Below are 17,629 nucleotides of genomic sequence, written 5' to 3'. Positions count from 1 at the left end.
GGCAGTTCAGGCGCCAAAGCGTCGGGGATCGAAGGGGGCGAGCGGGATTTCCGGTTCCACATCGGCCAGCAGTTGGGCGACGACGCGGCCGGTGCGCGCCGAACTGACTAGGCCGATATGGCCATGACCGAAGGCATGGATCACGTCCGGCGTGGCGCTGGCGCGGCCGATGCACGGCAGGCCGTCGGGCATGCTGGGGCGGAACCCCATCCATGTCTTCACGCGTTCGGCCGGCAGGTCGCGCGGCAGGTCGGGGAACAGGCCGAGCAGATGGCGGCGCAGCACCTCGGCGCGGCGCCAGTCGGGCGCGCGGGCAAGTCCGGCGATCTCGACCTGGCCGGCCCCACGCAGGCCGCGCTCGGTCATGGTGACGGCGAGCTTGCGGTCGGACACCATGATCGGCGTGCGCGGGCCGCGATTGGTGCCGGCAATGCTGACATGATAGCCGCGTTCGACATCGAGCGGCACGGCGTCGCCGGCCGCCGCGGCCAGCGGCTTCGCGCGCGCGCCGGCCGCGATCACCGCCCGGTCGCAGGGGATTTCCCCCCCGGCCGTCAGCACGGCCTGCAGGTGGCCCTGTTCGATGCGCAGGCCGGTGGCCTGGCTGGACACGAGACTGGCGCCCTGCGCATTGGCATGGGCGACCAGCGCCGCCACATAAGCACCGGGATTGCGGCAATGGCCGGCCTCGGCGACGAAAATGCCGAAACGGTAGCGTGGGTCGAGATCGGGCTCGCGGTCGCGCAGGGCCGCGCCTTCAAGTTCGATCCAGTCGATCCCGACCCTGCGGCGGATTTCCCAGCTTAAACTCTCGGCGGCGAAATCGGCGCGGGTCGGAAAGACATGCAGCAGCCCGCTGTGCTGGATCAGGGCGCCGACGCCGGCTTCCTCGGCCAATGCCCTGTGCAGCGCCGGCGCGTCGATCAGCAGCGGGCGCAGCGCCCGCGCCGTATGCTCCACCCGTGCCGCCGTCCAGCCCGACAGCAGGTAGTGGACCAGCCAGGGCAGCGCCTGCGGCAGGTAGGACCAGCGGATGCTGAGCGGGCCGAGCGGATCGGCGAGATAGCCCGGCAGCCTGCGCCACATGCCGGGCAGGGCCGGCGGGATCACCGAATGCGACGACAGCCAGCCGGCATTGCCATAGCTGGCGGCCTGCTCGCCGCCGGGTTCGCCCGGTTCGAGGATGGTGACGCGAAAGCCCCGGCGCAGGGCTTCCAGCGCACTGATGGCGCCGACGGCACCAGCGCCGATGATCACGACATGACGTTTCATGAGGCGATACCGTATGGCCATTCGCCGCTCGCCGCCACGGCCACCGGCCGGGGACGACTGGGGAATTTTCAGTAGCCCTGGGTGCGGTCGACGGCAGCCGGCGGCCGCTGACCGGCGGAAATCGCCGCGGCGGTGGCGAGCAGGGTATCGGCCACGGCTTCGATGCTGACGTCGCAGGCATCATGGGGCGTGGCGACGATCTTCGGGTGGCTCCAGAACACATGGCCGTGCGGCAGCGGCTCGGTGGCGAAGACGTCGAGCGAGGCGCCGGAAAGCTGGCCGGAGTCCAGCGCTGCCAGCAGGTCGGCCTCGACCAGATGCTCGCCGCGGCCGACCTGCACGAGATAGCCGCCCTTGCGCATGGCGCCGAACACATCGGCATTCAGCAGACCCCGGGTCGCCGCGGTCAGCGGCAGCAGGTTCACCAGCACCTCGGTCTCCGCCAGCATGGCGAACAGGCCGTCGGTGCCGTGATAGCTGCGCAGCGGCGTCGGCACCGCCTTCGGCGTGCGGCTCCACACCGCGACCGGAAAGCCGAGGCCGGCAAGTTCGGTGGCTACCTGGCGGCCGATCTCGCCATAGCCGAGCAGCCCGACCGGCACATCCTGCGGCCGGCGCTGGCGCAGGCGTTTCCAGACCTGCGCCTGCTGGTTCGCCAGATAGGTGGCGAACTGGCGCTGGTGCCAGATCACATGCCACAGCACGAAGCCGCACATCAGGCGGGCCTGGGCCGGATCGACCACGCGGACCACGTGGATGTCCGGCCGCAGGCTGGGGCAGGCCAGCACATTGTCGGCGCCGGCGCCGATGGTGCAGACCGCGCGCAGGTTGGGATAATGGTCAAAGGCATCGGCCGGCGGGTGCCAGGCCAGTGCCATCTGCACATCCTCGCCCGACGGCGTGGCCGGATGCATGATCGACTCGATCCGATCGGCGACGCGGTCGAGGGCGGCGCCGTAATAGGCCCGCAGGTCGAGAGAGCGGCTGACGATGGCGCAGCGCATCGGTCAGACGGCTCCGGCCTGGGCAATGCGGCCCGGCACGGCGGCCAGCAGTTCGCGGGTATAGGGATGTTCCGGCGCGGCAAACAGCGCGGCCGCCGGCTTCAGCTCGACGATCTCGCCGCGCTGCATCACGGCAATGCGGTCGCAGATCTGTGCCGCGACACGCAGGTCATGGGTGATGAACAGCATCGACAGGCCGAGCTTGGCCTTGAGGTCCTCGAGCAGGGCGAGAACCTGCGCCTGCACCGAGACATCCAGTGCCGAGACGGCCTCGTCGGCGACGAGGATTTCAGGATCGAGCGCCAGGGCCCGGGCGATGCCGATGCGCTGGCGCTGGCCGCCGGAGAATTCATGCGGATAGCGCTCGATGGCGCTGGCGTCGAGGCCGACCAGCTGCAGCAAGTCGCGGGCGCGCTGCAGGGCCGCGGCCGGGTCGGTGCCATGGGCGATGGGGCCGTCGGCGATGATGCGGCCGATCTTGCGGCGCGGGTTGAGCGAGGCAAACGGGTCCTGGAAGACCATCTGGATGCGCTTGCGCTGTTCGCGCAGCGCCGGACCGTGCAGCAGCGTCAGGTCCGCCGTGCCCATGCGGATGCTGCCGCGATCTGCTTCGGTCAGCCGCATGACGAGCCGTGCTACCGAGGATTTGCCGGAACCGGATTCACCGACCAGGCCGAGTGTCTCGCCCTGGTGGATGGCGAAGCTGACATCTTTCGCCGCCTCGACGCGCCGGGCCGGCCGCAGCCAGCCGCCGCCCGAGACGTAGGTCTTGGCCAGCCCTATGACCTCGACGGCCTTGCGGCGGTCAGTAACGGAGGGCCGCACCGGTGGCTGCATGGTGGGCACCGCGGCCAGCAGGGCCCGCGTATAGGGATGTTGCGGGCGTAGCAGCACATCGTCGGCCGCGCCCTGTTCGACCAGTTTGCCGTGCTGCAGCACGACGACGCGGTCGGCGATCTCGGACACGACGCCGAAATCATGGGTGATGAACATCACTGCCATGTTGCGGCGTTGCTGCAGCTCGCGGATCAGCTTGAGGATCTGCGCCTGGGTGGTGACATCGAGCGCCGTGGTCGGCTCGTCGGCCACCAGTACCGCCGGTTCCAGCGCCAGCGCCATGGCGATCATGGCGCGCTGCCGCTGGCCCCCGGAGAGCTGGTGCGGATAGGCGCGCACGATGCGCTCCGGATCGGGCAGGCCGACCTCGCTCGCCAGCGCGACGACGCGGGCAGTACGCTCCTTCGGCGTCAGCAGGTCATGGGCCTCGAACATCTCGGCCATCTGCTCGCCGATGCGCATCAGCGGATTGAGCGCCGTCATCGGCTCCTGGAAGACCATGGCGATGCGGCGGCCACGCAGGGCAAGCCAGTCGCTCTCCTGCAGGTCGAGCAGGTTGCGGCCATCGAAGGCGACCTCGCCGCCCTGCGGCTTCACCGCCGGCGGCAGCAGGCCCATCAGGGCATGGGCGCACATGGACTTGCCGGAGCCGGATTCACCGACCACGCAGAGGATCTGTCCGGGCATCAGGTCGAAGGAGACATCGTCCACGGCAAGTGGCCGGTCGCCGCCGGCCGGCAGGGCGAGCTTCAGTCCGCGGATGGCGACGGCGGGAGCGGTCATCTCAGCGCCCCTGTCTGGCGAGACGCGGATTGAGCGCGTCATTGAGGCCTTCGCCGACGAGGTTGAGCGCCAGCACGGTCAGCAGGATGGCGAGGCCGGGGAAGACCGTCAGCCACCAGGCCTGGCGGATCACCGTGCGGCCGGCACCGATCATATAGCCCCAGGACATCAGGTTGGGATCGCCGAGGCCGAGGAAAGACAGCGAGGATTCCAGCAGGATGGCGGTCGCCACCATCAGCGAGGCCAGCACGATGATCGGCGACAGCGTGTTGGGCAGGATTTCCCGCCAGATGATCCAGCCGTTGGTATGGCCGGTCACCACCGCGGCCTGGACATATTCCCGGCTGCGCAGCGACAGCACTTCGGCGCGCACCAAGCGCGCCACCGGCGGCCAGCTGACGATGGCGATGGCGGTGACGGTGGAGACGATGGACGGCTGCAGGATGGCGACCAGCACGATGGCGAGCGCGAAACTCGGGATGGTCTGGAAGAATTCCGTGAACCGCATCAGGGCATCGTCGATGCGCCCGCCGGCATAGCCGGCGACGGCACCCAGCGGCACGCCGATGGCGAGCGCGGCCAAGGTCGAGATCAGGCCGACCAGCAGCGAGACGCGGGCGCCGTGGATCAGCCCGATGGCGATGTCGCGGCCAAGGGCATCGGTGCCGAGCGGAAATCCCGGCATGGCAAGCGGTGGCAGGAAGGGTCGCTGCACCATGCGCCAGGGCGATTGCGGGAAGACCAGCGGCCCGAAGATGGCGACGGCCAGCACCAGCAGCAGGATGATCAGCCCGATCAGGCTGCTGGGATTGCGGAGCAGGCGTCCGGTCAGCGCTTTCATGCGGACAGCTCGATGCGCGGATCGACCAGGCGGTAGATCAGGTCGGTGATCAGGTTGAGCGCCAGCACCATGGCCGAGGAGACGACGAAGACACCGAGCAGCAGGTTGTAATCGCGTTGCAGCAGCGCGTCATACATCAGGCGACCGATGCCGGGCCAGGCGAAGACGGTCTCGGTCAGCACGGCGCCGCCGATCAGGGTGCCGGCCTGCAGGCCGGCGAGCGTCACCACCGGCAGCAGCGCATTGCGCAGGATGTGCCGGCGCTGGATCACGCCGGTCTTCAGTCCCTTGGCGCGGGCGGTCTTGACGAAATCGAGCCGCGAGACCTCAAGCATCGAGGCGCGGGTCATGCGGGCATAGGTGGCCATGAAGAACAGTCCGAGCGTCAGCGCCGGCAGTACCAGATGGGCGCCAACGTCGAGGATATGGGTCATACCGGTATAGCCGGCGCCGACCGTCTCGTAGCCGAAGCTCGGCAGCCAGTCCATGGTCACCGAGAACAGCAGGATCGCCATCAGCGCGACCCAGAACAGCGGCGTGGCATAGAAGACCAGCGCCAGCACGGTGATCAGCGTGTCCGACCAGCGGCCGGCATTGCGGGCGGCCAGCGCGCCGAACAGGATGCCGAGGCCGAGCGAGATCAGGAAGGCGGTGCCGGTCAGCAGCAGGGTGGCCGGCAGGCGGTCGAGGATCAGTTTGGAGACCGGCATCTGCTGGCGGAAGGAATAGCCGAGATCGAAGGTGGCGATACCCTTTACATAGATGAACAGCTGTTTCGGCAGCGGCTGGTCGAGGCCGAATTTCTCGCGCAGCTGGGCGATGAACAGCGGGTCGGAGGCACCGGCTTCACCGGCCATCACCACCGCGGGATCGCCGGGGGCGGCGCGGATCAGGAAGAAGTTCAGAACGACAATCGCCAGAAGAACGACGACAGCCTTAACGATACGCTGGGCAATGAATTGCAGCATCGGGGCATCCGCGGAAAAACAGAACAGGCGGATCGTCCGAAGCAGGCGCCGCATGCGGTAGCGGGTCTCGCCGCCGCATGCGGAAAGCCATGCTTACTGGTCGATCCAGGCGTCGCGGAAGCCGTCGTTCACGCCGATGGCCGTCGTCACTAGGTCCTTGACCTTGCAGTGGGTGATGGTCGGGAACTGCAGTTCCAGCTGCCAGGCCACCGGCACGTCGTCGATCAGGATCTTCTGCACCTTGTCATAGAGTTCCTGACGCTTCGAGTCCGGGCTGGCGACCGCCGCCTCGGCGAACAGCTTGTCGACTTCCGGGTTGCTGTAGCCCTCGACGTTGTTGAACGGCGAGCCCTTGGCGATGTTGCTGCTGATGTAGGAGCGTGCCACGCCGAGTGCCGGATCGCCGTACTGGTAGAGGTAGCTGAAGCCGATATCGTAATCCCATTCCGACAGGCGCTGGTTGTAGCCCGGCACGTCGGTGGCGACGATCTCGAGGTTGATGCCGACATCCTGCAGGTTCTGGCGCACGGCCTCGCCCCAGCGCTGCCAGGTCTCGCCATAGGGCAGCGGCATGAAGCGGACCTTCTCACCCTTGTAACCGGATTCCTTCAGCAGCTTCTTGGCCATGGCCGGGTCGTGCTTGTACTTGGCCAGCGCCTTGTTGAAGAAGCGGGTCGAGGAGGCAATTGGGCCGGTGGCCACTTCGCCGAGGCCGTTCCACACGACAGTCTTGGCGAAGTCGCGGTCCATGGCATACATCACGGCCTGGCGGAACAGCTTGTTCGAGGTCGGGCCCTGCCGGTTGTTGAGCCACATCCATGCCAGCGGACCGAAGAATTCCCAGCCTTTGGTGGTCGTGCAGACCCCCTTCAGCTTGCTGAGTCGCGGCACGTCGAAATTCTCGACCGAGCCGCCGGGCAGGATATCGACCTTGCCGGTCTCGAAGGCCACCGAGCGGGCCGCGGCATCCGGAATGATGTGCCAGTAGATCTCGTTCAGGTAGGGCTTGCCCTTGATGTAGTAGTGCGGGTTCTTCACCAGATGGATGAAGGAGCCCTTCTGCCACTCCTTGAACATAAAGGGGCCGGTGCCGATCGGCGTATTGTTGGCCGGATTGGTCTTGTAGTCGGTGCCTTCATAGATGTGCTTCGGCACGATCGGCAGCGAGCCGACCTCGAAGATGCCGAGGAAGGGGCTGAACGGCTCCTTCAGGGTGAAGACGACGGTGTCGGCATCCGGCGCGGTGACGCTTTCCACCTTGGTCAGATTGGCGCGGGTGCGCGGGTTGGTCACCTTCAGCATTTCCACCGAGAACAGCACGTCGGCCGAGCTGAACGGCTTGCCGTCATGCCAGACGACGCCCTTGTGCAGCTTGAAGGTATAGGTCTTGCCGTCCGGGCTGACCGTCCAGCTCTCGGCCAGGCCCGGCTGCGGCTCCATCTTGGTGCTGTAGCGCAGCAGACCTTCATAGATGTTGCCGGCGACCATCTGGGTCGGACCGTTCTGCACCATGGCGAGCATCAGGCCGGGCGGTTCCGGCTGGATGATGGCATTGGCAGTGCCACCGGACTTTGGCGTCTGGGCGGCGGCGGGAAATGCAAGGCCGCAGGCAACGACCAAACCAAGCAAGCTACGTTTCAGCACAGCAAACCCCCTCTGTGATAGTTCAAGTCAGGTGCGATAATCTGGATCCGTGCGCTCCAGCATGCGCTTGAAGGCCTCCCACTCGATATCCGGGCGATCGCCCGCCTCGAGTTTGTCGTAGATTTTCTGGTATTGTCCGGCGGTCTTCTGCGGCACCCCCGGTGGCGGCGGCACGATGGCCGCGCCGGCAGACTGGATCGCGAGCTGGGCGCGGCAGGAGCGCTCCAGGTTATGCATCAGCTTGAAGGCCTCGGCGACCGAGCGGCCGCAGGTCAGCAGGCCGTGGTTGCGCAGCATGAATACCATCTTGTCGCCGAGGTCGGCGATCAGGCGCTGGCGTTCGTCAAGGTCGAGCGCGATGCCCTCGTAGGTATGGTAGGCGATGCGGTCGGTGAACTGCATCGACCACTGATTGAGCGGCAGCAGGCCGTCCTGCTGGCAGGAGACCGCGACGCCGGCCACCGTATGGGTATGCAGCACGCAGACCACATCGGGGCGCGCCGAATGGATGGCGCTGTGAATGGTGAAGCCGGCCGGGTTGATGCCCAGCCCGAGCGGATCGTCGATCACCGCGCCGTCGATATCCACGGTCACCAGGTTGGAGGCTTTCACCTCCTCGAACCGCATGCCGTAGGGATTGATCAGGAAGCGGTCATGGCCGCCGGGCAGGCGAGCCGAGATATGGGTGTAGATGCTGTCGTCGAGACCGAGCCGGTGGACCAGCCGGTAGGCGGCGGCCAGATCCTCTTTGACCTGCCAGTGCGGATCGGTTCCCGAGTTGGACAATGCGCGAATGGTCGCCGTCATCAATTCGTCTCCAAAGCGTGCGGGGCATACTCTGTCATGCCCGTGCAATGAGTCGCAACGGAAAAGTGTCGACAGTCGACAATTTCACAGATACAAGATGGATCAAGGACATAGACAGAAATGCGTCTCGCCTCGAAGCCCGTCGGCCTGCCCGCCATCGCCAGCCAGGATCTGGTCAGCCAGATTGCCCGGATGCTCACCGATGCCGTTGTGGCCGGGCGTCTCGTGCCCGGTGCCAAGGTCGCCGAAGCAGTGATCGCCCGCGAGCTCGGCGTCAGCCGCGCGCCGGTGCGCGAAGCGGGCCGGCTGCTGGAAAGCCAGGGCCTGCTGGTTGCCATTCCCGGTCGCGGCTTTTTCGTCCGCACCCATAAGCCGGCCGATATCGACGATCTCTACGACCTGCGCATCTGCATCGAAAAGCACGCCGCGATTCTTGCCGCGCGCAACCTGACGCCGGAGAACCGTACCGCCCTGCGCCGCCAGCTCGCCGTACTTTACGAGACGGCGGATACCAACGATCCGGCGCGCCAGGTGGAAGAGGATTACCGTTTCCATCGCCTGATCTGCGAAATCTCCGGTAACCGGCGACTGCTCAAGCTGTTCGATGATCTCGCGTCCGAGATGCGCATCGTCATCGGCCTGATCGGCCGCCTCTATGACGATCCGCACCGGATTGCCCAGACCCACGGGCCGCTGCTCGTCGCCATCGAGAATGGCGATGCCGAGCAGATCGGTGCCAGCGTCGAATATCACCTCAACGATGCCTGGCGTGGCGTGGCTGGCCTGGTGCGCGGTTTGCCGGCGCATGTGGCCGCCGATTTGGAACAGGACAAAACGGAGCCGTCAGCGTGAAAGCCGTCTACAGCGAAGCTCATCAGGGCCACGACCCGCAGTTCTTCCTCGTCCGCGGCGTGGTCAAGAAGACCACCGAACAGCCCGAGCGCGCCCTGCGACTCTTGAGCGGGCTGGAGCGCGGCCGCCACAGCATCGTGCCGGCGCAGGTCTTCGGGGCGGGTCCGCGCGCCCGCGTGCACAGCGCCGATTACCTGACCTTCCTCGAGCATGCCTATGCCGAATGGCAGGCGCTCGGCGATTCCGGCACCGAGATGATCCCGAACATCCATCCGATGCGCCATCAGGGTGTCTCGTATCCGGTCGGCATCGTCGGCAAGCTCGGCTGGCATACGGCGGACACCGCCTGTCCGATCGGGCCGGGCACCTATGACGCAGTCTGCGCCTCTGCCGATGTGGCGGTCACGGCGGCGCAGATGGTGCTGGACGGCGACGATACGGTCTATGCGCTGTGCCGCCCGCCGGGCCATCATGCCTACAGCGACATGGCCGGCGGCTTCTGCTACCTGAACAACAGCGCCATCGCCGCCGCCCACCTGCGCCAGCGCCACGAACGGGTCGCCATCCTCGATGTCGACGTGCACCACGGCAACGGCACCCAGGGCATTTTCTACGACCGCACCGACGTGCTGACAGTGTCGATCCATGCCGATCCGTCGCGCTATTATCCGTTCTATGTCGGTTACGCCCATGAGCGCGGCGCCGGAGCCGGCTTGGGCGCCAATCTCAACATCCCCCTGCCGCTCGGCACCGGCGACGACGACTACATGGCGGCACTGGAGATGGCGACGCGCACCATCCGCGCTTTTGCGCCCGGTGCGCTGGTCGTTGCGCTCGGCCTTGATGCCTCCGAGGCCGACCCGCTGCAGGGCCTGAAGATCACCACCGCCGGCTTCCGCCGCATCGGCGAGGCGATTGCCCGTATCGGCCTGCCCACGGTACTGGTGCAGGAGGGCGGCTATCTATCCGACATTCTCGGCGTCAACCTCGCCAGCGTCCTCGCCGGCTTCGAGGACGCCCGCTGATCTGCATCGCCTGGCGGTGCGTCAGAAGATCTGCGGATGCGCCGCCCCGTCGAGCAGGATGCTTTGACCGCTGACATAGCCGGCTTGGGCGCTGCACAGATAGGCGCAGAAGCGGCCGAGTTCTGCCGGATCGCCGAAACGGCGTGCCGGCAGTTCGGCTTTGCGGGCCGCCACCACCTCGTCGACGCTGCTGCCCTCGCGCTTGGCGCGGAAGGCGAAATTCGACAGCAGCCGGTCGGTGGCAAAGGGCCCCGGCAGCAGGTTGTTCACCGTGACGTTATGGGCGGCCAGGCCGCGCACGATGGTGGCGACGAAGCCATGCAGGCCGCTGCGGGCGGCGGCGCTCAGGCCCTGGGCATCGATCGGATGGCGCACCACGCTCGATGTGATGTTGACGATGCGACCGAACTTGCGCTCCTGCATGCCGTCGGCAAAGGCTTTGATCAGTGCCACCGGGGTCAGCATGTTGGTGGCGACCGCCTGCTGCCAGTCGTCGTCGCTCCAGCTGCGGTAATCGCCGGGCGGCGGCCCGCCGGCATTGTTGATCAGGATATCGGGGGCCGGGCAGGCGGCGAGCAGCGCGGCGCGGCCCTCGGGCGTCGACAGGTCGCCGGCCACCGGCGTCACCGTCACATGATGTGTCGCTGCGATCTCGTCGGCAGTCTGCTTCAGCACGGCCGCATCGCGGGCATTGAGGACAATCTCGACGCCCTCGGCGGCCAGCGCCTCGGCGCAGGCACGCCCCAGCCCCTTGCTGGCGGCGCAGACGATGGCTTTGCGGCCCGTGATCCCGAGATCCATGCGTAAGACTCCGTGCTTGCGTCAGTCGGCCCAGGGAATCGGCCGGCCGGACAGATCGACATACAGGCTCTTCTGCCGCATATAGGCTTTCAGCCCGTCGCGCGCCTTCTCGCGGCCGATGCCGCTTTCGGCATTGCCGCCGAACGGCGTGGCGATACTGAACTGCTTGTAGGTATTGATCCAGACCGTGCCGGCATTGAGCGCGCGACCGATCCGCCAGGCGCGGCGGAAATCGCCGGTCCAGATGCCGGAGGCGAGGCCATAGACGGTATCGTTGGCTTCGGCGATCAGGGCGTCTTCGTTCCGGAACGGCAGCAGCACGCCGACCGGTCCGAAGATTTCCTCCTGCGCCGTGCGGCTGCGGTTGCCGAGGCCCTCGATCAGCGTCGGCGCAATGTAATTGCCGGACTGCAGCGCCGGGTCGGCCGGGCGACTGCCGCCGCAGAGCAGCCGGCCGCCTTCCTGCTGCGCCAGCGCCACATAGCCTTCGACCTTGTTGCGATGCTGCGGGGTGATCGCCGGCCCGATCTGGGTGCGCTCGCTGGCCGGGTCGCCGATCCGCAACGCTGCTGCGCGTTCGGCCAGCTTTGCCGTGAAGGCCGCGTAGATGCGCTCTTCCACAAAAATCCGCGAGCCGGCGATGCAGCTCTGGCCCTGGCTGGAGAACAGGCCGAATAGGACGCCGTTGATCGCCTGGTCGATATCGGCATCGGCGAAGACGATATTGGGCGACTTGCCGCCGAGTTCCAGCGAGACCGGCATGATCTTGTCGGCGGCGACGCGGCCGATGGCGCGGCCGGTGGCAGTGCCGCCGGTAAAGGTGACTTTCGCGACGCCCGGATGCGCGACCAGCGCCGCCCCGGTCACCGCGCCGGTGCCGGGTAGCACCGACAGCAGGCCTTTCGGCAGGCCGGCCTCGTCGGCGAGTTTGGCCAGTTCCAGCGCCAGCAGCGGCGTGAATTCCGACGGTTTGACGATCACCGCGTTGCCGGCGGCGAGCGCGGGCGCCACTTTCTGCGCCTCGCTGGCGATCGGCGAGTTCCACGGCGTGATGGCGGCGACCACGCCGAGGGGTTCCCAGGTCGACAGCGACAGATAGCTGCCGCGCGACGGCGTGATGTCGCCCTCCAGCGTCTCACAGATCGCGGCGAAATAGCGAAAGGTGCCGGCGGCCGAGCCGACCAGCGCGCGGGTCTCGAGGATCGGCTTGCCGTTGTCCTGCCGCTGCAGCTGCGCCAGCCGCTCGGCGTCGCGTTCGATCAGCGCGGCGATCCGGTGCAGATAGGCCGCGCGCTGATGCGGCAGCAGGTCCCGCCAGGCCGGGTCGTGCATCGCCGCCTGGCCGGCGGTGACCGCAGCGTCGACATCGGCGGCATCGGCGGTGGCCACCGTGGCCAGCGGCTGGTTGTCGGCTGGATTGACGGAGGCCAGCGGCACGCCATGACCGGGCTGCCAGCTGCCGGCAAGATAGAGGGGCAGGATGCTCATGATGAAAGAACGGCTTCGATTGAATGACAGTTTGATCTTTACAAGCAGCCTAAACGAACCCTAGGATGTTGCATATAGGAAATGACGTTTTATTAGAGAAACCAAATCGGCCCATCGATGAGGTTTCGCCAACGGCGAGGGCAGGGCCGTCATGAGCATTCTGGGCATTGATCGGATCACCTACGGCGCCGACGACCTCGCGGCCTGCCGCCGCTTCTTTCTCGACTGGGGCCTGCGGCTGGTGCGCGAGGATGATGCCGGCCTCGATTTCGAGTCGCTGAACGGCTGCGAGGTGCAGGTGCGTCGCGAGAACGACACCAGCCTGCCGCCGGCCTTCGAGGCCGGACCGACCTTGCGCCAGGTGATCTGGGGCGCGGAAAGCGAAGCCGACCTCGCGCAGCGCCGCACGGCGATGGCCGGCCAGCCGGGTTTTGCCGAAGCCGATGGCACACTCTACTGCATTGACCCGACGGGACTCGGCATCGGCCTGCGGGTGTCGCGCAAGCGCGCGGTCGCGGTGCGTGGCGTGCCGTCCAACACCTGGGACAATGCCGCGCGGGTCAACACGCCGAGCCCGGTCTACCAGAAGGCTGAACCCGTCGAGGTCGGCCATGTGGTGCTGTTCACCGACAAACTCGCGGAAACCACGGGGTTTTACGAGACGCTGGGGTTCGTGCTGTCCGACCGCTATCCCGGCCGCGGCCATTTCCTGCGCTGCGCGCCGCGCGGCGGCCACCACGATCTCTTCCTGCTGCAGACCCCCGAGGCCAAGCGCGGCCTCAATCATGTCGCCTTCACCGTGCGCGACATCCACGAGGTGTTCGGCGGCGGCCTGCATATCGCGCGCTGCGGCTGGGAGACCCAGCTCGGGCCGGGCCGGCATCCGATCTCGTCGGCGTATTTCTGGTACTTCAGGAATCCCGCCGGCGCGCTGGTCGAGTATTACGCCGACGAGGACGTGCTGACCGAAGCCTGGCAGCCGCGCGATTTCGAGCCGGGCCCGACAGTCTTCGCCGAATGGGCGGTGGCCGGCGGTCTCGACGGCAACACGCGCCGGCAGAAGACCGGCGCGCCGGGCCAGGACGGCAAGTTCCTGACCGAAAAACGCGGCTGACGCTGCCGCGCTGGCAGTGCCGCAATGTGAAAACTGCTTTACAGCCTGTTAGGCGGCTTTTACGATGTTGCATATAAGAAATAGCGTTCCACTAATAAATCAAACCCAACGGATGCGGAGGGCGGTTCGGTGACGTTCAATCCCTATCTCGCCGGTCTGAAGACCAATGCCGCCGAGCCCGGCAAGGGCAGCAGCGGCAATATCGAGCGCCCGCAGGCCGTCGGGAATATTCCCTGGCAGACCCGCCCCGCCGAACTCACCGCTTTCGAGATGACGCTGGCCGATGCGCTGCAGGCGATGTTCCGCGACGGCGTCGAGACGCTGCCCGATATCGTCGCGCGACTGAATGCGTCCACCGTGCAGCATCCGGAAGGCAGCTGGACCGAGCAGAACTACCAGAGCCTGATGAATCGGCTCGCTGCCGGCGCCAGCGTGTGATCCGGCCATGACCACCGCACCGCGCCTGTCGTTCCGCAATGTCACCAAGCGCTTTCCCAACCCGCGCCAGGGTGGCGTGGTGGTGGCCGTCGAGGATGTCACGCTTTCCATCAACGACGGCGAGGTCGTTTCGCTGATTGGCCCGTCGGGCTGCGGCAAGAGCACCCTGCTCAACATGGGCTCTGGCCTCGACCCGGCGTCGGAGGGCGAGGTGCATGTCGACGGCGAACTGGTGGTAAAGCCGAACCGCCATGTCGCCTTCATGCTGCAGAAGGACCTGCTGCTGCCCTGGCGCACCATTCGCGAAAATGTCGAGCTCGGCCTCGAGATCCAGCATGCGCCGACGGGAGACCGCCGCGGCATCGCGCTCGACCTGCTGGCCAAATGCCGGCTCAGCGATTTCGTCAACCATTATCCGCACCAGCTCTCGGGTGGCATGCGACAGCGCGCGGCGCTCGCGCGCACGCTTGCCGTCGACCCCAAGGTGCTGCTGATGGACGAACCGTTCTCGGCGCTGGATGCGCAGACCAAGATGGTGCTGCAGCAGGATCTCGGTCGCACCTTGGCCGAAACCGGCAAGACGGCGCTGTTCATCACCCATGACCTTGTCGAGGCGATCGCGCTGTCCGACCGCATCCTGGTGATGAGCCAGCGGCCCGGCCGCATCATCGAAGAGATTGTCGTCGACATCCCGGGTCGCGAGAACCCGATGGCGCGCCGCAAGCATGACAAGGTTGGCGGCTATGTGACGAGACTGATGGATCTGCTGCACGTCGACCAGGCGGCAGCATGACGGGGACCACACAAGAGGGGAGTGCCAACACGATGATGCGTAGAACTCTGCTGGCCGGCTTGGCCACACTGGGCCTGGTTTTTGCCGCTGCACCGGCCGCCTTCGCCGAAGATGTCACCTACCTGCTGCCGGCGCCGCCGTCGCTGCCCGCTTTCGGACCGTGGATGGTTGCGCAGCAGCGCGGCTACTTCAAGGCCGAAGGGCTGAACGTCACTTTCCAGATCGCCAAGGGCGGCGTCGACGTCGCCAAGCAGGTCGGTGCCGGCAATGCGGTGGTCGGCGGCGGCATCGGCGACACCTCGATCATCGTGCGGCCGAACGGTGTGCCGGTGAAGACCGTGGCCCTGCTCGGCGGCGGCTCGCTGATGCAGCTGGTCATCAACAAGGACAAGGGTATCAGCACCATCAAGGACCTGAAGGGCAAGACCGTCACCGCGATGGCCTATCAGGACACCACCTATTTCGCGCTGCTCGGCATGCTGGCGACCCAGGGCATGAGCAAGGATGACGTGAACGCCCAGGCCGTCGGCCCGGTCAACGTCTGGAAGCTGTTTATCGCCGGCCAGTCCGACGCGATGGCCGCGGTGCCGGACTGGACCGCCCAGGCCCAGGCCGCGAAGATGAACATCGAGATCATCCCGTCGGACAAGTACTTCAAGAGCATGTCGCAGGCGATCATCGCCGCCGATGACGTGATCCAGAAGAATCCGGCGCTGATCAAGAAGCTGGTCTCGGCGACCCTGAAGGGCATGAAGGACATCATGGCCGATCCGGATGCCGCCGCGGTCGATTACGTGAAGGCCGTGCCGGAGCATGCCGGCAAGGAAGCCGCCATGGCTGCCGTCTTCAAGCTGTACAACCAGTATGTCTATCCGGGCCAGAAGGTCGTCGGCGCCGTCGACGAATCACGCCTGTCCGCCTTGCAGGATTTCTACCTCAAGGAAGGCGTGATCCGCGACAAGACCCCGGTCAAGGACCTCTACACCAACCAGTTCGTCCAGTAAGCGACGCCCCAGGCATCAGCCCGGCTGTCGCCGGCGGGAGAATGCAATGCAGGCCGTTCTGTCCCAACCCCACCTTCGCCGCATGATGGCCGGCAGCCTGCTGCTGTTCGTCGTTTTCCTCGCGGCGTGGCAATGGCTGCCGGGCTGGTTCGGTATCCCGCAATTCATCATCCCGTCGGCCAGCCGGGTGTGGGGCGAGTTCCTGCACATGGTCGAGCACGACCGGCTCGCCTTCCATACCGGCATCACCGCCATCCAGGTGGTGGTCGGCTTCGTGCTGGGCGCCCTGCTCGGCATTCTGGTCGGTTTCCTGCTCGGCATGTCGCCGGCAGCCGAATTCATGCTGTCGCCCTATATCCTGGCGCTGCAGATCGCGCCCAAGGTGGCTTTCGCGCCACTGTTCATCATCTGGTTCGGCTACACCGTCTATCCGAAAATCCTGGTCGCCATCCTGATCGTGTTCTTCCCGATCATGATCAACGTGCTGGGCGCGGTGCGCGCCATCGACCCTGATATCGTCCGGCTGGCCAAGTCGTTCACCGCCAGCCGGGTGCAGGTGTTCTGGAAGATCGAGTTCCCGGCTTCGCTGCCGCCGCTGTTCGCCGGCCTGCGCATCGCCGCCACGCTCGCGGTGATCGGCGTGCTGGTCGGCGAGCTGGTCGGCGGCAATATCGGGCTCGGCTACCTGCTGACCTTCGGCGAGGGCGCCGGCAACACCGCCATGGTGTTCGTGACCATCATTCTCCTGACCCTGATCGGCATCGCGCTCTATGGCGTCGTCGTCTTTGTCGAGGGCCGGGTGCTGCATTACCTGCCGGCGCGCGCGCGCGTGACCACCGAAAGCTGAGGGAGGTTTTTTTATGGCGATGTCGATTGCAAGCGATGCCCGCTCCGCCCCTTCGGCGGATGCCGTGGCAGCCGAGGCCCTGCTCAATCGCGGCCTGCGCAATCTGTGGTATCCGGTGGCGCCGGGCTGGATGGTCGCCAGCGCCCCGGTCGGCATCACCCGCCTGTCGGAAAACATCGTGCTGTGGCGCGATGCCGACGGCCAGGTGCACGCCCTGGAAGACCGCTGCCCGCATCGTGGTGCGCGGCTGACGCTCGGCTGGGCGCTCGGCGACCGCGTCGCCTGCTGGTATCACGGCGTCGAGGTGCGCCATGACGGCGTGGTGCCGCGCGTGCCGGCCCAGGCCAATGCACCGATGGAAGGCAAGCGCTGCGTGCGCAGCTATCACGTGCGCGAGGCCGCCGGCGCGATCTTCCTGTGGTTCGGCGACGCCCTGCATGCCGAGCCGGCTGAATTCACCCTGCCGATGGAACTGACCTCGCCGGACTATGCAGCGATCCTGTGTACCGCGCACTGGAAGTGCAATTACCGCTACGCCATCGACAATGTGATGGACCCGATGCACGGCGCCTATCTGCATGCGCAGTCGCATTCCATGGCCGAGGGCGACAAGCATGCCGAGATGCGCCTGCGCAAGACCGAGACCGGCTTCGTCTTCGAGAAGGCAGGCCAGCGCGGCGTCAATTTCGACTGGACCGAATTCGGCGTCACCGACAGCCTGTGGCTGCGCCTCGAAATCCCCTATGGCAAGCAGGCCGGCCCCGGCGGTGCCTTTACCATCGTCGGCATGGTGGCCCCGGTCGACGAGGAGCATTGCCGGGTGTTCTTCTGGCGCATCCGCAAGGTCAGCGGCTGGCAGCGCGATACCTGGAAGTTCCTCTACCGCGCGCGGCTCGAAGGCCTGCATTGGGACGTGCTGGAACAGGACCGCGTGGTGCTGGAAGACATGGCGCCGCAGGCCCGCGAGCATGAATTCCTCTACCAGCATGATGCCGGCCTCGGCCGCGTGCGTACCACTCTGGCCAAGATGGCGCGCGACCAGGTCAAGGCGCTGGCGGCGGCCTCTGCCGACAAGCCGGTGGCCGGCGCCGTCTCGGCGGCCGAGTAAGCC

17 protein-coding genes are annotated in these 17,629 nt (G+C 66.5%); 8 read left to right on the top strand and 9 right to left on the bottom strand.

The window, feature by feature from the left end; translation table 11 throughout:
- Positions 1-6: 6 nt before the first annotated feature.
- The 7 genes from ACFOOQ_RS20810 to ACFOOQ_RS20780 all read right to left on the bottom strand — a co-directional run bounded on the left by ACFOOQ_RS20810 (position 7) and on the right by ACFOOQ_RS20780 (position 8,156).
- Positions 7-1,272: an NAD(P)/FAD-dependent oxidoreductase gene (locus ACFOOQ_RS20810; protein ID WP_379729642.1), complete on the bottom strand. Its 1,266-nt coding sequence runs from the start codon at positions 1,270-1,272 to the stop codon at positions 7-9.
- 68 nt (positions 1,273-1,340) lie between these two features.
- On the bottom strand, positions 1,341-2,276 hold the full coding sequence (locus ACFOOQ_RS20805) for a 2-hydroxyacid dehydrogenase (protein ID WP_379729640.1): 936 nt from the start codon (positions 2,274-2,276) through the stop codon (positions 1,341-1,343).
- Positions 2,277-2,279: 3 nt separating this feature from the next.
- A complete protein-coding gene (locus tag ACFOOQ_RS20800) occupies positions 2,280-3,896 on the bottom strand; it encodes an ABC transporter ATP-binding protein (protein WP_379729639.1) in 1,617 nt (538 codons plus the stop codon).
- A gap of 1 nt (position 3,897) precedes the next feature.
- Positions 3,898-4,737: an ABC transporter permease gene (locus ACFOOQ_RS20795; protein WP_379729638.1), complete on the bottom strand. Its 840-nt coding sequence runs from the start codon at positions 4,735-4,737 to the stop codon at positions 3,898-3,900.
- On the bottom strand, positions 4,734-5,705 hold the full coding sequence (locus ACFOOQ_RS20790; RefSeq protein WP_379729637.1) for an ABC transporter permease: 972 nt from the start codon (positions 5,703-5,705) through the stop codon (positions 4,734-4,736). The genes ACFOOQ_RS20795 and ACFOOQ_RS20790 overlap by 4 nt, the downstream gene beginning before the upstream one ends.
- Before the next feature lie 93 nt (positions 5,706-5,798).
- Positions 5,799-7,349 (bottom strand): ABC transporter substrate-binding protein, encoded by a 1,551-nt coding sequence (locus ACFOOQ_RS20785; protein ID WP_379729636.1) that lies wholly within the window; start codon positions 7,347-7,349, stop codon positions 5,799-5,801.
- Between the two features lie 27 nt (positions 7,350-7,376).
- Complete coding sequence (locus ACFOOQ_RS20780) at positions 7,377-8,156, bottom strand: class II aldolase/adducin family protein (protein ID WP_379729635.1); 780 nt, start codon at positions 8,154-8,156, stop codon at positions 7,377-7,379.
- A 120-nt stretch (positions 8,157-8,276) separates the two neighbouring features.
- On the opposite strand from ACFOOQ_RS20780, the gene ACFOOQ_RS20775 reads away from it, so the two are divergent.
- Both ACFOOQ_RS20775 and ACFOOQ_RS20770 read left to right on the top strand, forming a co-directional pair.
- Positions 8,277-9,008 carry a GntR family transcriptional regulator gene (locus tag ACFOOQ_RS20775; protein ID WP_379729634.1) on the top strand — a complete coding sequence of 244 codons (732 nt, stop codon included), beginning with the start codon at positions 8,277-8,279 and terminating at the stop codon, positions 9,006-9,008.
- Positions 9,005-10,033: a histone deacetylase family protein gene (locus tag ACFOOQ_RS20770; protein ID WP_379729633.1), complete on the top strand. Its 1,029-nt coding sequence runs from the start codon at positions 9,005-9,007 to the stop codon at positions 10,031-10,033. The genes ACFOOQ_RS20775 and ACFOOQ_RS20770 overlap by 4 nt, the downstream gene beginning before the upstream one ends.
- Before the next feature lie 21 nt (positions 10,034-10,054).
- Here the strand turns inward: ACFOOQ_RS20770 and ACFOOQ_RS20765 are convergent, their stop codons facing one another.
- Positions 10,055-10,834 (bottom strand): SDR family oxidoreductase, encoded by a 780-nt coding sequence (locus ACFOOQ_RS20765; RefSeq protein WP_379729631.1) that lies wholly within the window; start codon positions 10,832-10,834, stop codon positions 10,055-10,057.
- Between the two features lie 21 nt (positions 10,835-10,855).
- On the bottom strand, positions 10,856-12,322 hold the full coding sequence (locus ACFOOQ_RS20760; RefSeq protein WP_379729630.1) for an aldehyde dehydrogenase: 1,467 nt from the start codon (positions 12,320-12,322) through the stop codon (positions 10,856-10,858).
- Between the two features lie 151 nt (positions 12,323-12,473).
- Here ACFOOQ_RS20760 and ACFOOQ_RS20755 point away from each other — a divergent pair, with 151 nt between their 5' ends.
- The 6 genes from ACFOOQ_RS20755 to ACFOOQ_RS20730 all read left to right on the top strand — a co-directional run bounded on the left by ACFOOQ_RS20755 (position 12,474) and on the right by ACFOOQ_RS20730 (position 17,626).
- Positions 12,474-13,436, top strand: coding sequence for a VOC family protein (locus ACFOOQ_RS20755; protein ID WP_379729629.1), 963 nt, complete (start codon positions 12,474-12,476; stop codon positions 13,434-13,436).
- 129 nt (positions 13,437-13,565) lie between these two features.
- A complete protein-coding gene (locus ACFOOQ_RS20750) occupies positions 13,566-13,874 on the top strand; it encodes a recombinase-like helix-turn-helix domain-containing protein (protein WP_379729628.1) in 309 nt (102 codons plus the stop codon).
- A gap of 7 nt (positions 13,875-13,881) precedes the next feature.
- Positions 13,882-14,667 carry an ABC transporter ATP-binding protein gene (locus ACFOOQ_RS20745; RefSeq protein WP_379729627.1) on the top strand — a complete coding sequence of 262 codons (786 nt, stop codon included), beginning with the start codon at positions 13,882-13,884 and terminating at the stop codon, positions 14,665-14,667.
- Positions 14,668-14,699: 32 nt separating this feature from the next.
- Positions 14,700-15,671, top strand: a complete 972-nt coding sequence (locus tag ACFOOQ_RS20740) for an ABC transporter substrate-binding protein (protein WP_379729626.1) — start codon at positions 14,700-14,702, stop codon at positions 15,669-15,671.
- A gap of 46 nt (positions 15,672-15,717) precedes the next feature.
- Positions 15,718-16,518 (top strand): ABC transporter permease, encoded by an 801-nt coding sequence (locus ACFOOQ_RS20735; RefSeq protein WP_379729625.1) that lies wholly within the window; start codon positions 15,718-15,720, stop codon positions 16,516-16,518.
- A gap of 13 nt (positions 16,519-16,531) precedes the next feature.
- Entirely contained in the window at positions 16,532-17,626 is a 1,095-nt protein-coding gene (locus ACFOOQ_RS20730; RefSeq protein WP_379729624.1) for a Rieske 2Fe-2S domain-containing protein, read from the top strand.
- Positions 17,627-17,629 lie beyond the last annotated feature (3 nt).

This window comes from Ferrovibrio xuzhouensis (genome assembly GCF_042648965.1).
Classification (GTDB): domain Bacteria; phylum Pseudomonadota; class Alphaproteobacteria; order Ferrovibrionales; family Ferrovibrionaceae; genus Ferrovibrio; species Ferrovibrio xuzhouensis.
This window is presented reverse-complemented; position numbering and strand designations above follow the sequence as displayed.

Bases quoted from the DNA above. Each gene is read 5' to 3' on its own strand.
- ACFOOQ_RS20810 (WP_379729642.1), bottom strand. From the start codon at position 1,272: ATGAAACGTCATGTCGTGATCATCGGCGCTGGTGCCGTCGGCGCCATC.
- ACFOOQ_RS20805 (WP_379729640.1), bottom strand. From the start codon at position 2,276: ATGCGCTGCGCCATCGTCAGCCGCTCTCTCGACCTGCGGGCCTATTAC.
- ACFOOQ_RS20800 (WP_379729639.1), bottom strand. From the start codon at position 3,896: ATGACCGCTCCCGCCGTCGCCATCCGCGGACTGAAGCTCGCCCTGCCG.
- ACFOOQ_RS20795 (WP_379729638.1), bottom strand. From the start codon at position 4,737: ATGAAAGCGCTGACCGGACGCCTGCTCCGCAATCCCAGCAGCCTGATC.
- ACFOOQ_RS20790 (WP_379729637.1), bottom strand. From the start codon at position 5,705: ATGCTGCAATTCATTGCCCAGCGTATCGTTAAGGCTGTCGTCGTTCTT.
- ACFOOQ_RS20780 (WP_379729635.1), bottom strand. From the start codon at position 8,156: ATGACGGCGACCATTCGCGCATTGTCCAACTCGGGAACCGATCCGCAC.
- ACFOOQ_RS20775 (WP_379729634.1), top strand. From the start codon at position 8,277: ATGCGTCTCGCCTCGAAGCCCGTCGGCCTGCCCGCCATCGCCAGCCAG.
- ACFOOQ_RS20765 (WP_379729631.1), bottom strand. From the start codon at position 10,834: ATGGATCTCGGGATCACGGGCCGCAAAGCCATCGTCTGCGCCGCCAGC.
- ACFOOQ_RS20760 (WP_379729630.1), bottom strand. From the start codon at position 12,322: ATGAGCATCCTGCCCCTCTATCTTGCCGGCAGCTGGCAGCCCGGTCAT.
- ACFOOQ_RS20755 (WP_379729629.1), top strand. From the start codon at position 12,474: ATGAGCATTCTGGGCATTGATCGGATCACCTACGGCGCCGACGACCTC.
- ACFOOQ_RS20745 (WP_379729627.1), top strand. From the start codon at position 13,882: ATGACCACCGCACCGCGCCTGTCGTTCCGCAATGTCACCAAGCGCTTT.
- ACFOOQ_RS20740 (WP_379729626.1), top strand. From the start codon at position 14,700: ATGATGCGTAGAACTCTGCTGGCCGGCTTGGCCACACTGGGCCTGGTT.
- ACFOOQ_RS20735 (WP_379729625.1), top strand. From the start codon at position 15,718: ATGCAGGCCGTTCTGTCCCAACCCCACCTTCGCCGCATGATGGCCGGC.
- ACFOOQ_RS20730 (WP_379729624.1), top strand. From the start codon at position 16,532: ATGGCGATGTCGATTGCAAGCGATGCCCGCTCCGCCCCTTCGGCGGAT.